The organism is Chelativorans petroleitrophicus, assembly GCF_025398195.1.
Lineage (GTDB): Bacteria > Pseudomonadota > Alphaproteobacteria > Rhizobiales > Rhizobiaceae > Chelativorans > Chelativorans petroleitrophicus.
The window spans coordinates 70,693-83,721 of the sequence record NZ_JAODNV010000010.1 but is presented as its reverse complement, the minus strand read 5'-3'; the positions used below and the strand labels follow the sequence as shown (position 1 = coordinate 83,721).

Genomic DNA, 13,029 nt, shown 5'->3' with positions numbered 1-13,029 from the left:
CCGCTTGTCTTGCCTCGCCATCTGATGGAATATGCTCGGCGACGGGGAGAACGAAGGTCGGTTCCCTGCGCACGCCGCAGATGACCTTTCCGCGGCTACTCCCTCCGTGGCGGCACTTTTGAGCGATACGGATGACCAGCAACAGCAGCGATACCCTTTCTCCTGGCGGCGCCAGCGTGTATCCGCTGCCCGGCACGTTCGCCCGGCAGCGGCCGGCGGATTCGGCCGCAACCGCTGCAGCTTCGCGCAATCCCGGTATGCCGCTTGACATCGGCTGGCTCGAGGCGATGCGCCACGTCAACCGCAGCGCGATCGAGCGCCGCGTGGCAACGCTCACGAAGCGCCGCTCCATCAAGAAGGACAATCAGGCGGCATGGCTTCTGCGCGCCATCTCGCTCATGGACCTTACCACCCTTTCGAGCGACGACACGCATGAAAGGGTGCGGCGGCTGTGCGCCAAGGCGCGCAACCCGCTCTCGCCTCAGCTGGTGAAGGGGCTTGGCATCGAGGACGCGGATATCCGCCCCGCTGCCGTGTGCGTCTACCACCCCTTCGTCTCGACCGCCGTGAACGCGCTCAAGGGCACGGGCATCCATGTGGCCGCCGTCTCGACGGCCTTCCCGCATGGGCTTGCACCGCTGGAGACCCGCATCTGCGAAATCCATGCCTCGGTCGAAGATGGCGCGGACGAGATCGACGTCGTGATCCCGCGCGGACTGGTGCTCGGCGCCCGCTGGGAGGAGCTTTACGACGAAATCGCTCGTTTCCGCGAGGCCTGCGGCGATGCGCATCTAAAGGTCATCCTCGGCACGGGGGACCTCTCCACGCTGCGCAACGTCACGCTCGCCTCCATGGTGGCGATGATGGCCGGCGCCGACTTCATCAAGACCTCGACGGGAAAGGAAAGCGTCAACGCCACCCTGCCCGTCGGCCTTGCCATGGTACGCGCCATCCGCGCCTACCATGAACGCACGGGCGTGCGCATCGGCTTCAAGCCCGCCGGAGGCATTTCCACCGCCAAGGCGGCGCTTGAGTGGCTGATCCTGATACGCGAGGAACTCGGACGCCGTTGGCTCGAGCCCGACCTCTTCCGCTTCGGCGCGTCGAGTCTGCTCACCGATATCGAGCGGCAGCTCGAGCACCACGTGACCGGGCGCTATTCCGCCGCCTATCATCACGCCATGGCCTAGGTAGTGTTTTGCCAGACAGGATTTCCTACCCCCTCTCTTGCAAATTCCAAGAACTTGGGCTCCCGCCCAAACCCAGGAATTTGCTTTCTCCCCCGCCAGGAGGGAGATACCGGCATAGGCCTTGTCGTCAATCACGCCGGTTAGTGGCTGGCAGAGACGCCGGCATAAGCGCCCATCTTCCCCCTGGTGGGGGAGAACGCGATTTCAACATCTCAGCCGCAGTGAAACGGAGGCCAAGTGAACAAGAGAGGGGGCGCTCCAATGGAAGATGAACGCGCCGTAATTTTCGGAGAAACCTAGTGACTATCCTTGAACGCTATGCGGCCATGGACTACGGCCCGGCGCCCGAATCGCGCACGGAGGCCGACGCGTGGCTCAACGCGCATGATTTCTCCAAAGCGCTTTTCATCGGCGGCACGTGGCAGGCGGCGGCGTCGGGAAAGACCTTCACCGTCCTCGAACCCGCCACCGGCGAGACGCTGGCGGAGGTGTCGGAGGCTGGCCCCGAGGATGTAAACGCGGCCGTGAGGGCCGCCCGCCGCGCCCTGCCCGCCTGGTCGAAAACCAGCGGCTATGAGCGCGCGCGCATCCTCTACGCGATCGGGCGGGCGATGCAGCGGCATGGGCGCCTCTTTGCCGTTCTGGAGTCGATCGACAACGGCAAGCCGATCCGCGAAAGCCGCGACATCGACGTGCCGCTCGCCGTGCGCCACTTCATCCATCACGCGGGATGGGCGCAGACGCTGGAGAAGGCCTATCCCGGTCACCAGCCCGTGGGCGTTTGCGGACAGATCATCCCATGGAACTTCCCGCTCCTGATGCTTGCCTGGAAGATCGCTCCGGCGCTCGCGGCAGGCTGCACCGTGGTCCTGAAGCCGGCGGAATTCACACCGCTCACCTCCATCCTCTTTGCCGAAATCTGCGCGCGCGCCGGCGTACCCAAGGGTGTGGTCAACATCGTGCAGGGTGGCGGCGAAACGGGCGCTGCCATCGTCGAGCATCCGGACATCGACAAGATCGCCTTCACCGGCTCCTCGGAGGTGGGCAAGATCATCCGCCGCGCAACCGCCGGGACCGGCAAGAAGCTTTCGCTGGAACTCGGCGGAAAGTCCGCTTTCATGGTGTTCGAGGATGCTGACCTCGACAGCGCCGTGGAAGGCCTGGTGGACGGCATCTGGTTCAACCAGGGCCAGGTCTGCTGCGCCGGCTCGCGCCTGCTCGTTCAGGAAAGCGTGGCCGAACGCATGCTCGCCAAGGTGAAGGCGCGTATGGGACACCTGCGCCTCGGCGACCCGCTCGACAAGAACACGGACATCGGCCCGCTGATCGCCCCGGTTCAGCTCGAGCGCGTGAAAAGCATGGTCGCCGAGGGCGCGCGCCAGGGTGCCGAATGCTGGCAGCCCGCCTCGGACCTGCCGCAGACGGGCTATTACCATCTGCCGACGCTGGCCACCTCCGTGGCGCCATCGAACATTCTTGCTCAGGAGGAGGTCTTCGGCCCAGTGCTCGCCGCCATGACCTTCCGCACGCAGGAGGAAGGCGTGGCGCTCGCCAACAACACGCGCTACGGGCTCGCGGCCTCCGTCTGGAGCGAGAACATCAGCCGCGCTCTCCATGTGGCGCCGCAGCTCAAGGCGGGCGTCGTCTGGATCAACGGCACCAACATATTCGACGCCTCGTCCGGTTTTGGCGGCTATCGCGAGAGCGGCTTCGGGCGCGAGGGCGGTCATGAAGGCCTCTACGAATATCTGAAGCGGCCGGCCGGCAAGGCCGTCTACAAGCCCGCTCCGAGGCCAGAGCCGCAGCCCGATACCGGCAGCAATACGCCTCTCATCGACCGCACGCCCAAGCTCTTCATCGGCGGCAAACAGGTACGACCGGATGGCAACTATGCCCTTCCCGTCACCGATCCCAAAGGCCGGATCATGGGCGAAGTGGGCGCCGGCAACCGCAAGGACATCCGCGACGCAGTGAGTACCGCCCGCGCCAGCAAATGGCATCAGGCGACAGCCTATAACCGCGCGCAGGTGCTCTATTTCCTGGCCGAGAACCTGGCCGTGCGCGCGGCGGAGTTCACCGGCCGCATTGCAAGCCTGACGGGCATCAGGCCGAAGGAGGCCGCGGCCGAGGTGGATCTGTCCATCGAGCGGATTTTTGCGGCGGCCAGCCTCGCGGACAAATATGAGGGCCGGGTGCATCAGCCCCCCGCGCGCGTGGTCACCCTTGCGCTCAACGAGCCCGTCGGCGTGCTCGGGATCGTGTCGCCCGACGATGCGCCGCTCCTTGCGCTGGTGACGATGATGGCCCCAGCCCTTGCCATGGGTAATCCGGTGGTCGCCGTGCCCTCGGCGCGCTTTCCCTTGGTTGCCACGGATCTCTATCAGGTGATCGAAACCTCGGACCTGCCGGCAGGCAGCGTCAACATCGTCACGGGCGATAGCGTGGAACTCGCCGCGGTGCTTGCGAAACACGACGATGTGGACGCTCTCTGGTGCGTGGGCGAGACCCAGCTCTGCGCAACGGTCGAGCGTGAATCCGCCGCCAATCTCAAGCGGGTGTGGACCAGTGGCGGCCTTGCCCCGGACTGGGCGGGCGATGCAGCCCTGCTGGACGATTTCTTCCGCCGTGCGGTCGAGATCAAGAACGTCTGGGTGCCGTACGGGGACTGAGAAAGTCAGATCGGAGCGGCAGAGGCCCCTTCGGGGTGTGCTGCCGCGTAGAGCCGTGCAAAGCTCATGGCGATGTGCGCGCGACGAATGTGGCCGGCGGCCAGAAGATTGCCGCACTCGATCGCCGCCACGATGTCCGTCATCTCACGCTGGAAGACATGAATTTCGTTCAGCAGCATGTCCTCATAGGCGGCCAGTCGCGAGGCGGTCTTCAGCCAGATGCGCGTGGTCTGGTAGTAAAGCCGCTCGGAAATCGCCCGTAGCGGCTCGTTCGCGGTGAGCTGTGTGAAGAGGTGGAAGAACTCCATGTTGAGGCGGGCGAACTCGCGCGCGTCAGGCTTGCGCACCAGTTCCTCGCAGCGCGCAAGCAGGCTGCGGTACTGCCTCATCTCCTCCGGACCCGGCACGTTCGGCGCAACCCTTCCGAACAGCTCGGCAAGCTCGACGCGAAGCTGATAGACTTGCTGCAGATCGTCGATTTCGATGTCGGTGACGATCGTGCCCACCCCATGCACGGAGCGCAGCAGGCCCTCGTCCTCCAGCCGCGCCAGCACGCGGCGCACGGGCGTGCGGCTGGTGGCGAACTCGGCCGCCAGATCCTCCTCCCGCAAACGCATCCCGGGCGGATAGTCGAGCAGGCAGATGCGATCGCGCAGCGTATGGTAGATCCGTTCGTAGCGGGCGCGCGCCTCGCTGCCGGCAGTCTCCCCTGCCCTCATCTCGTCACTTTCATTCGAGCTTCTCCGCAAGCCGGTCCAGCATGTCCAGACATGCCGAAAGCTGCTCAATGGAAACGAACTCGTCTGACTTGTGCGCCTGTTCGATCGAACCGGGCCCGCAAATGACAGCGGAAATGCCCGCGCGCTGGAACAGCCCCGCCTCCGTGCCGAAAGCTACCACCTCCGCCTCCGCAAGCCCCGTGAGAGCGCTCACGATACGCCGCGCTTCCGATTCTGCAACCGGCTCCAGCCCCTCCACCTCGCCGACGACATGGGTCACGATGTCGGCGTCGGGCGAGAGGGCGCGCATCGCGGGCTTCAGTTCCTCGTCCACATAGGCCGCAAGGCGCTCCTTCACGAAATCGGCGTCCGCCGTCTGCACTGGCCGCATTTCCCACTCCACGGCGCAGTGGCCGGCGATGACGTTCCGCGCGGCCCCGCCTTCGATGCGGCCGACCTGAAGGGTGGTCCACGGCGGCCGGAAGCGGCTTCCCTCCGGCGCCCGCGCCTTGAGCGCCTCGCCCAGTTCCAGAAGCCGGCTCACATAACGCACGGCATAGTGGACCGCGTTGACGCCCCTCTCCGGCTCCGAGCCGTGCCCTTCCAGCCCGCGAAACTCGGTGGTGTATTCATAGCAGCCCTTATGCCCCTCGATGATCCGCATCATGGTCGGCTCGCCGATGATGGCGGCGGAGGGGCGGACATCCGCCCGCTTCAGTTCCTCCATCAGCGCGCGTGCGCCGAAACAGCCCACCTCTTCGTCATAGGTGAAGGCGAAGTGCAAGGGCCGCTTCAGATCGCGGGCGGCGAAGACCGGCGCCATGGCGAGGCAGCAGGCGATAAAGCCTTTCATGTCGCAGGTGCCGCGGCCGTAAAGCCGCCCGTCCGCCTCGCGCAGGGTGAAGGGATCGCCCGTCCAGTCCTGCCCGTCCACCGGCACAACGTCGGTGTGGCCGGAAAGCACGATGCCGCCGTCTCCTTCCGGCCCCAGCGTGGCGAAAAGATTGGCCTTGGTGCCGGTTTCGTCCCGGCTCACCATCAGCCGCGCTCCCGCCTCGCTCAGGAGCTCGCCCGCATAGGCGATCAGCTCCAGATTGGAGTCGGCTGAGACGGTGGGAAATGCGACGAGCTGAGCGAGGATCTGCCGCGTTCGTGCAGTGTCAGGCATGGCGGCCGTTCTTCACGATCAGCTCGCGCGGGCGGTTGCACAGCGCCTCGGCAGGCCCGCTTTCCTTGATGAGGATGCTTTCCGTTATTTCCAGCCCCCAGTCGGCCATCCACAGCCCCGGCATGAAATGGAAGGTCATGCCCGGCTGCAGGATGGTATCGTCTTCGCGGCGGAACGAGATGGTGCGCTCGCCCCAGTCCGGCGGATAGGAGAGTCCGATCGGATAGCCGCAGCGCCCGTCCTTCTTGATGCCGGCCTTTTCGAGGGAGCGGAAGAGCGCATCCGCCACGTCCCCTGCCCGGTTGCCGGGCCGCGCGGCCTCCATGCCGGCCTCAAGCCCCTCGACCAGCGCCTTCTCCGCGTCGAGCATGTATTGCGGCGGCGTGCCGAGGAAAACCGTCCGGCAGAGCGGCACGTGATAGCGGCGATAGCAGCCGGCGATCTCGAAGAAGGTCGCCTCGCCCTCCTCGAAGCGGCGGCCGTCCCAGGTCAGATGCGGCGCCGAGGCATCCTTGCCCGAAGGCAGAAGCGGCACGATGGCCGGATAGTCACCCCAGTCCTCCTCCACGCCGCGTACGGCGTCCGCATAAATCTCAGCCACCAGCTCGTTCTTCTTCAGGCCCGGCTCGACGCGCTCGATGATGCCGTCGATGATCTTTTCGGTGATCCGCGCCGCGCGCCGCATGAATGCAATTTCCTCGGCGGATTTGACGGCGCGCTGCCAGTTCACGAGGCCCGTGGCATCCACGAAGGTGGCGTTGGGTAGTTCCTCCTTCAGCACCAGATAGGCTTTGGCGGAGAAATAGTAGTTCTCGAGCTCTACTCCGATGCGCTTGCCGCCATACCCGCGGTTGCGGAGCACTTCGGCCAGATGCTGCATGGGATGGCGGACGGTGGACTGCACGTAGTGCTCGGGATAGCGCAGCACGCGATCCTCCGCCATGTAGCAGGTGCGCAGAGCGCCGTTGCCGTCCTGATGCCGGCCCCACCAGACGGGGTCCTCGTCGAGAAACACGAGCACGCCCTGATGCACGTAGAAGGACCAGCCGTCGTAACCGGTCAGCCACGCCATGTTGGACGGGTCCTCGACAAAGAGAACATCGATCCCCTTTTCCGCCATCGCACGGCGGGTCTTTTCAAGACGATCGGCGTATTCCTGTAAACTGAAGGGCAGGTGTGACGCAGGCAATTCTACCTCCGGTGCCGTGCCAAACCTCGCTGCCCAACGCGTTTCTCCGGCATGGGCCCGAGTTGTGCACATTTCATCACGAACTGAAATGCTCAGAAACCTCGGAAGGCCGAGATTCGCGATCAAAACCGTTGACAAGGGCTTGATCGACGTGATGATGTGTACATCAGGCTTCATCAGCCGGCAATCTGAATTATTAAAGGGGAGACACCATGAGACGAAGCTTTCTGAAGGGAATGGTGGCGCTCGTCGCCATCGCCGCCTCGCTCGGCGCAGCCGCTGCCCAGAGCACGCTGGAACGCGCGCGCGAGCAGGGTTACATCCGCGTCGGCTTCGCCAATGAGGCTCCCTACGGCTTCGCCACGCCCGCCGGCGAGCTCACCGGCGAATCCCCCGAGGTCGCGAAGGAAATTCTCTCGCGCATGGGCATTCCGGAGGTTGACGGCGTTCTCACCGAATTCGGCTCCCTCATTCCGGGCCTGAAGGCCGGCCGTTTCGACATCATCGCGGCGGGCATGTTCATCACGCCGGAGCGCTGCCAGCAGGTTGCCTTCTCCGAACCCTCATACGGCATCGGCCAGGCTCTGCTGGTTGCCGAGGGCAATCCCAAGAACATCGTCGACTACTCCAGCATTGCCGACAACAGCGATCTCACCCTTGCCGTCATGGCCGGCGCCATCGAGGCCGAATATGCGGACAAGGCCGGCATTCCGCAGGATCAGCTTGTCGTTCTGCCCGACCAGGCAAGCCTTGTGAGCGCCGTGAAGTCCGGCCGCGCGGACGCCGCGGCGCTGACGGCCCTTTCCATCGCGCGCATGGCCGAAAACAACGAGGGTGTCGAATCCACTCCGCCCTTCGCCGAGGTGGCCGGAGAGTCCGTCATGGGCCATGGCGGTTTCGCCTTCCGCCCCGAGGACGAGGACCTTCTGGCCGAGTTCAACAAGCATCTGAAGGAGTTTATCGGCACGCCGGAGCACATCGAACTGGTTTCCCAGTTCGGCTTTGGCGAGGGTTACCTGCCCACCGCCACTACCAAGGAGCTCTGCTCCGCCGGGCAGTAACCGGCCGAAGGATGCCGGCCTTTCCGGCCGGCTTCCCAGCTATACAATAATTACCGGACCACGATTCAGCCGGAGGGGTGAGATGCAGTTGCGGTCGCTCACGATCTGCGCGATCGTGTTCTTCACGGCCGGCCTTGCGGTTGCGAGCTTTGCAGGCTTCCGCGAATTCATCCCCGGCCTTCTGCAAGGCGCTCTGATCACCATCCAGATCACGATCGGCGGCTGCATCCTCGCCGTGATCATGGCGCTGGTGGCGGCGATAGCCAAGATGTATGGCCCCTGGCCGCTGCGATGGCTGGCCATCGCCTATATCGAGGTGTTCCGAGGCACCTCCGCGCTTGTCCAGCTCTTCTGGCTTTTCTTCGTGCTGCCGCATTTCGGCATCCTGCTCGAGCCGCTCACGGTGGCGATCGCTGCACTCGGGCTCAATGTGGGTGCCTATGGCGCTGAGGTGGTGCGCGGCGCAGTCGCCGCCGTTCCGCGCGGCCAATGGGAAGCCTCGGTGGCGCTCAACATGCCGCGCAATCTCGCGCTGCGCCGCATCATCCTTCCGCAGGCCTTCATCGCGATGATCCCGCCCTGGGGCAATCTTTTCATTGAGCTTCTGAAGGCGACGGCGCTGGTGTCGCTGATCACCATCTCCGATCTGACCTTCAAGGCCCAGCAGATGAACCAGACGACGTTCCGGACCGTCGAGATCTTCACCATTGTGCTGATCATGTATCTGGCCATCTCCATCCTGATCACCGTCGGCATGCGGGCGCTTGAAACGGTGGCCGCGCGCGGCATGGCGAGGGGGAGATAGGCCATGTTCTGGGACTGGAACTATGTCTGGGAAATCATGCCCCAGCTTCTGCGGGCCTCGGTGGTCACGATAGAGGCCACGCTTCTGGGCTTCCTGCTGGCGGCCGTTCTGGGTCTGGTGCTCGCCATCCTGCGCATGTCGAAGACGAGTTGGATTTCGGTGCCCACCGCGGCCGTCGTCGAGTTCATCCGCTCCACGCCGGTGCTGATCCAGATCTTCTTCATCTACTTCGTTTTTCCGGAGTTCGGCATCGTTCTGCCCGCCATGGTGGCCGGTGTCATCGCGCTCGGCCTTCACTACGGAGCCTACTGTTCAGAGGTTTACAGGGCCGGACTGGAAAACGTCCCGCGCGGCCAGTGGGAGGCTTCGACCGCGCTCAACCTCAGCCCCTACATCACCTTCCGGGACATCATCATTCCGCAGGCGATCCCGCCGATCGTGCCCGCCCTCGGCAACTATCTCGTCGCGCTGTTCAAGGAGACCCCTCTCCTTTCGGCCATCGCCGTCCTGGAACTGATGCAGACGGCAAAGATCCTGGGGTCCCAGAGCTTCCGCTATATCGAGCCGATCACGCTCGTGGGCGCCTTCTTCCTCGTCATGAGCCTCGTCGCCGCGGCCCTGATCCGGCAGGTGGAGACATGGCTGAACCGCAGTCTGCGCAACCCCGGAGGCGACCGATGACAACGCCCATGGTCAAATTCGACAACGTGACGAAGCGTTACGGCGCATTGACCGTTCTGGATTCTCTCAATCTGGAAATCGCGCCGAACGAGAAGGTCGCGATCATCGGGCCTTCCGGCTCCGGCAAAACCACAGTGCTGCGCATGCTGATGACGCTGGAGCGCATCAATGACGGCGTCATCTATGTGGACGGTGAGCCGCTGACCCACATGCATAAGAACGGCGAACTGGTGCCCGCGGACGAGAAGCACCTGCGCCGCGTGCGCGGCAATATCGGCATGGTATTCCAGCACTTCAACCTGTTCCCGCACATGACGGCGCTGAAGAACTGCATGGAGGCGCCGGTCCATGTGCTTGGCTTGTCGAAGAAAGAGGCGGAGGAGCGCGCCGCCGAACTGCTCGACATGGTGGGACTCGCAGACAAGAAGAATCACTATCCGAACCAGCTTTCGGGCGGCCAGCAGCAACGCGTGGCCATCGCCCGGGCGCTTGCGATGCGGCCCAAAGTGATGCTCTTCGACGAGGTTACCTCGGCGCTCGATCCGGAACTGGTCGGCGAGGTGCTGAACGTCATCCGCAAGCTCGGCAAGGAGCATAACCTGACCATGCTGATGGTCACGCATCAGATGGGTTTTGCGAAGGAATTCGCCGATCGCGTCTGCTTCTTCTATGGCGGCAAGATTGCCGAACAGGGCACGCCCGAGGAAATCTTCAACAATCCCAAGGAGGAGCGGACCAGGCAGTTCCTGAGCGCGGTTCTGGAGGCTGGCTAGTGAATGCGCTTTCGCTGGCCGACATCCTCGCCGCGCGCCGGAGGATTGCAGGCATAGCCGCCCTTGATACGCCGCTCGTCCCCTCCCCTTTCCTGAGCCGCATTGCGGACAGCGAGGTGCTTCTGAAGCTGGAGTTTGCCCAGCCGACCGGGGCTTTCAAGCTGCGCGGCGCGGCTAACGCGGTCGCGCTCCTGCCGGAGGGCAACGCCGGCGTCACCTGCTGCTCCACCGGCAATCATGGCCGGGCCATAGCCTACGCCGCCGCCGGACGCGGAATGCGCGCCGTCATCTGCATGTCGAGCCTCGTTCCGCAGGCCAAGGTGGAGGGCATCCGAGCGCTCGGCGCCGAGGTCCGCATCGTCGGAAACAGCCAGGACGAGGCGCAGGCCGAAAGCGAAAGGCTGGCGCGCGAGGAAGGCCTCGCCGAAATCCCGCCCTTCGACGCGCTGCCGGTCATCGCCGGACAGGGCACCATCGGCCTTGAGCTCGTCGAGCAGCGGCCAGACCTCGAAACCCTACTCATCCCGCTCTCGGGCGGCGGGCTCGCCGGCGGCATCGCCTTTGCGCTCAAAAGGCTGAAGCCGTCGATCCGCATCGTCGGCATCACCATGGAGCGCGGCGCGGCCATGCACGCCGCACTCCGGGCCGGCAGGCCGGTGGGAATCACGGAGGTACCGAGCCTTGCCGATTCCCTGGGCGGCGGCATCGGGCTCGAAAACCGCCACACTTTCGCACTCTGCCGGGACTGCCTGGACGATGTGGTGCTGGTCTCGGAGGAGGAAATCTACCGCGCCATGCAGGCTCATTATTTCGAGGACCGCATCGTCTGCGAGGGCGCGAGCGCCGTGGGCGCGGCCGCGCTCATGGCAGGCAAGCTCGGCAGGGTCAGAGGACCCGTTGCCAGCATCGTGACGGGCCGCAACGTGGACATGAAGGTCTTCACCGACATCGTGAACGGCCGGGATGTGCAGCTCGGCGATCTTGTCGTCAAAGGGACGCCCTATGCCGCATGACATCTTCATCCTCACCGAGGCGGAACTGCGCAAATCGGTCCGCCTCGACATGAACGCCGTCCGCGTGGTCGAGCAGGCTTTCGCCGCGCTCGGCACGGGCAAGGTGATCATGCCACCGATCCTCTCCATGGCCATTCCCGAGGCCCATGGCGAGGTGGACGTGAAGACGGCCTATATTCCGGGCTTCGAGGGCTTTGCCATCAAGGTCAGCCCCGGCTTCTTCGACAATCCGAAGCTGGGCCTGCCGAGTCTCAACGGCCTGATGATTCTGTTTTCCGCGAAGACCGGTTTGGTCGAGGCGCTGCTACTCGACAACGGTTACCTGACTGATGTGCGCACGGCCGCGGCCGGCGCGGTGGCGGCGAAGCATCTTGCGCCGCGAGAAGTGGGGACGGCCGGCGTCATGGGCACCGGCGTGCAGGCACGCCTGCAGATCGAGGCGGCGCATCTGGTTCGCCCCTTCCGCCGCGTGCTCGTCTGGGGCCGCGACACGAGCAAGGCCGAAGCCTGTGCGCGGGACATCGCCGAAAGGCTCGGGATCGAAGCGCGCGCGGAGGCCGATCCCGCTAGGCTCGTGGCCGAAAGCCAGCTCGTCGTGACGACCACGCCGGCCGAAGAGCCCGTTCTCAAGGCCGAATGGCTGCATCCCGGCCTGCACATCACGGCTATGGGGTCCGACCAGGAGAAGAAGAACGAGGTCGCCCCAGGCGCTCTCATTAAGGCCGATCTCTATGTGGCCGACCGGGTGAGCCAGTGCGAGCGGCTGGGCGAGCTGCGCGCGGCCATAGCGGCCGGCCTGTGGAAAGGCGGAACACCCCCGGAACTCGGCGAGATCGTGAATGGCAGGCCCGGCCGCACGAGCGAGGAGCAGATAACCATCTGCGATCTGACGGGCACCGGCGCGCAGGATACAGCGATCGCCACCTTTGCGCTGGGCGAAGCGAAGAAGGCGGGCGCAGGAAAGGTCATCCAAAGCTAAGCGGGCGCACCCTACCAGCAAGAGGGAAGCAGCCTCCGCCAAGGTAGTGCTTGTCTCCCTCTTGCGGAAAGGCAGCGGTCTCGACACTTTGGCCCGCGGCATTTGCGATACGGGTGGCGGAAGCCGCAAGCAAGTGGATTGCCCGGCAGGGACATGTCTGAATGCTCAAGCTCGACGACAGGGATCTGAGGATCCTCTCCATCCTGCAGAAGGAAGGCCGCATCTCCAAGACGGCACTGGCCGAGCGCGTGAACCTTACGCCCGCGCCGTGCTGGGAACGCCTCAAGCGCCTCGAGGAAGCCGGTGTCATCACCGGCTACCGCGCGGAGGTGGCGCTGTCACGCATCGCTCCGCATGTGGTCATCTTCATGGCCGTCGAGCTCGAGGGGCACCGGGCGGAGAACTTCCAGCTCTTCGAGCGTGCGGTGCAGAAAATCGATGAGGTCGTCGGCTGCTGGGCCGTCGGCGGCGGCTTCGACTATATCCTGCAGGTGGTGACCCGCGACATCGATGCTTATCAGCGGCTCGTGGACGGCCTGCTTGAAGCGCGGCTCGGCCTGCAGCGCTACTTCACCTACATCGTCACCAAACCCGTGAAGCAGCCGCGCGGCATGCCGCTCGAGCTCCTGCTTTCCGAACCTGCCGGAACGCAGAAAAAATAGGCGGCAAGCCCCCGTAAAATCGGAAGAATCTTTGGGGTCGCGGCGCGCTTCCCAACGAAATTTTGGCTGCCCGCATAGCATAACGGACACAAGGTTCCCAAAGAGCAAATCCGAGTCCGG

Annotated in this window: 12 protein-coding genes; 9 read left to right on the top strand and 3 right to left on the bottom strand. The window is 64.6% G+C overall.

Translation table 11 applies throughout. From position 1 onward, the window contains the following. The first annotated feature begins 131 nt into the window (after positions 1-131). Together deoC and NYR54_RS10010 are read left to right on the top strand one after the other, a co-directional pair. The gene (deoC, locus tag NYR54_RS10015; protein ID WP_423738602.1) at positions 132-1,190 is read left to right on the top strand and encodes a deoxyribose-phosphate aldolase; all 1,059 of its coding nucleotides are present in this window, start codon (positions 132-134) and stop codon (positions 1,188-1,190) included. 299 nt (positions 1,191-1,489) lie between these two features. Continuing rightward, complete coding sequence (locus NYR54_RS10010) at positions 1,490-3,859, top strand: aldehyde dehydrogenase family protein (RefSeq protein WP_261515499.1); 2,370 nt, start codon at positions 1,490-1,492, stop codon at positions 3,857-3,859. A 5-nt stretch (positions 3,860-3,864) separates the two neighbouring features. On the opposite strand, the gene NYR54_RS10005 is transcribed toward NYR54_RS10010, so the two are convergent. The 3 genes from NYR54_RS10005 to doeA are packed head-to-tail and all read right to left on the bottom strand — an operon-like array spanning position 3,865 to position 6,935. Beyond that, positions 3,865-4,578, bottom strand: a complete 714-nt coding sequence (locus NYR54_RS10005; RefSeq protein ID WP_261515498.1) for a GntR family transcriptional regulator — start codon at positions 4,576-4,578, stop codon at positions 3,865-3,867. A gap of 10 nt (positions 4,579-4,588) precedes the next feature. Next, on the bottom strand, positions 4,589-5,746 hold the full coding sequence (gene argE, locus NYR54_RS10000; protein ID WP_261515497.1) for an acetylornithine deacetylase: 1,158 nt from the start codon (positions 5,744-5,746) through the stop codon (positions 4,589-4,591). Continuing rightward, complete coding sequence (doeA, locus tag NYR54_RS09995) at positions 5,739-6,935, bottom strand: ectoine hydrolase DoeA (protein WP_261515496.1); 1,197 nt, start codon at positions 6,933-6,935, stop codon at positions 5,739-5,741. Before doeA ends, argE begins: the two co-directional genes overlap by 8 nt. A gap of 212 nt (positions 6,936-7,147) precedes the next feature. On the opposite strand from doeA, the gene ehuB reads away from it, so the two are divergent. The 7 genes from ehuB (at position 7,148) to NYR54_RS09960 (ending at position 12,909) form a co-directional block, all read left to right on the top strand. Further along, a complete protein-coding gene (ehuB, locus tag NYR54_RS09990) occupies positions 7,148-7,996 on the top strand; it encodes an ectoine/hydroxyectoine ABC transporter substrate-binding protein EhuB (RefSeq protein WP_261515495.1) in 849 nt (282 codons plus the stop codon). A gap of 82 nt (positions 7,997-8,078) precedes the next feature. Beyond that, positions 8,079-8,801 (top strand): ectoine/hydroxyectoine ABC transporter permease subunit EhuC, encoded by a 723-nt coding sequence (gene ehuC, locus NYR54_RS09985; protein WP_261515494.1) that lies wholly within the window; start codon positions 8,079-8,081, stop codon positions 8,799-8,801. Between the two features lie 3 nt (positions 8,802-8,804). Next, complete coding sequence (gene ehuD / locus NYR54_RS09980; RefSeq protein ID WP_261515493.1) at positions 8,805-9,482, top strand: ectoine/hydroxyectoine ABC transporter permease subunit EhuD; 678 nt, start codon at positions 8,805-8,807, stop codon at positions 9,480-9,482. After that, the gene (gene ehuA, locus NYR54_RS09975) at positions 9,479-10,255 is read left to right on the top strand and encodes an ectoine/hydroxyectoine ABC transporter ATP-binding protein EhuA (RefSeq protein ID WP_279327481.1); all 777 of its coding nucleotides are present in this window, start codon (positions 9,479-9,481) and stop codon (positions 10,253-10,255) included. The genes ehuD and ehuA overlap by 4 nt, the downstream gene beginning before the upstream one ends. Further along, positions 10,255-11,268, top strand: coding sequence for a hydroxyectoine utilization dehydratase EutB (eutB, locus tag NYR54_RS09970; protein ID WP_261515492.1), 1,014 nt, complete (start codon positions 10,255-10,257; stop codon positions 11,266-11,268). Before ehuA ends, eutB begins: the two co-directional genes overlap by 1 nt. Then, positions 11,258-12,247 carry a cyclodeaminase gene (locus tag NYR54_RS09965; RefSeq protein WP_261515491.1) on the top strand — a complete coding sequence of 330 codons (990 nt, stop codon included), beginning with the start codon at positions 11,258-11,260 and terminating at the stop codon, positions 12,245-12,247. The genes eutB and NYR54_RS09965 overlap by 11 nt, the downstream gene beginning before the upstream one ends. 161 nt (positions 12,248-12,408) lie before the next feature. Next, positions 12,409-12,909: an Lrp/AsnC family transcriptional regulator gene (locus NYR54_RS09960; protein ID WP_261515490.1), complete on the top strand. Its 501-nt coding sequence runs from the start codon at positions 12,409-12,411 to the stop codon at positions 12,907-12,909. Positions 12,910-13,029: the final 120 nt, after the last annotated feature.